The sequence below is a fragment of the Anoxybacillus sp. MB8 genome (assembly GCF_011006755.1).
In the GTDB taxonomy this organism is placed as follows: domain Bacteria; phylum Bacillota; class Bacilli; order Bacillales; family Anoxybacillaceae; genus Anoxybacillus; species Anoxybacillus gonensis.
The window spans coordinates 1-1,069 of record NZ_RXXX01000098.1 but is presented as its reverse complement, the minus strand read 5'-3'; the positions used below and the strand labels follow the sequence as shown (position 1 = coordinate 1,069).

Annotated in this window: 1 rRNA gene; it reads left to right on the top strand. The window is 56.8% G+C overall.

Annotated features, from left to right (window positions below):
• Nucleotides 1–1,069 (top strand): 23S ribosomal RNA (locus EKC99_RS15275); the annotation flags it as partial.

Below are 1,069 nucleotides of genomic sequence, written 5' to 3'. Positions count from 1 at the left end.
CTCTGCGAAGCCGTAAGGCGAAGTATAGGGGCTGACACCTGCCCGGTGCTGGAAGGTTAAGGGGAGCGCTTAGCGCAAGCGAAGGTGCGAACCGAAGCCCCAGTAAACGGCGGCCGTAACTATAACGGTCCTAAGGTAGCGAAATTCCTTGTCGGGTAAGTTCCGACCCGCACGAAAGGTGTAACGACTTGGGCACTGTCTCAACGAGAGACCCGGTGAAATCATAGTACCTGTGAAGATGCAGGTTACCCGCGACAGGACGGAAAGACCCCGTGGAGCTTTACTGCAGCCTGATATTGAATGTTGGTGCGACATGTACAGCATAGGTGGGAGACTGAGAAGCCTGGACGCCAGTCTAGGTGGAGTCGCCGTTGGGATACCACCCTTGTCGTACTGAGATTCTAACCCGCACCCCTGATCGGGGTGGGAGACAGTGTCAGGTGGGCAGTTTGACTGGGGCGGTCGCCTCCCAAAGCGTAACGGAGGCGCCCAAAGGTTCCCTCAGAATGGTTGGAAATCATTCGTAGAGTGTAAAGGCAGAAGGGAGCTTGACTGCGAGACCTACAAGTCGAGCAGGGACGAAAGTCGGGCTTAGTGATCCGGTGGTTCCGAATGGAAGGGCCATCGCTCAACGGATAAAAGCTACCCCGGGGATAACAGGCTTATCTCCCCCAAGAGTCCACATCGACGGGGAGGTTTGGCACCTCGATGTCGGCTCATCGCATCCTGGGGCTGTAGTCGGTCCCAAGGGTTGGGCTGTTCGCCCATTAAAGCGGTACGCGAGCTGGGTTCAGAACGTCGTGAGACAGTTCGGTCCCTATCCGTCGCGGGCGTAGGAAATTTGAGAGGAGCTGTCCTTAGTACGAGAGGACCGGGATGGACGCACCGCTGGTGTACCAGTTGTCCCGCCAGGGGCACAGCTGGGTAGCTATGTGCGGAAGGGATAAGCGCTGAAAGCATCTAAGCGTGAAGCCCCCCTCAAGATGAGATTTCCCATCGCGTCAAGCGAGTAAGATCCCTTGAAGATGACAAGGTAGATAGGTCCGAGGTGGAAGCGTGGCGACACGTG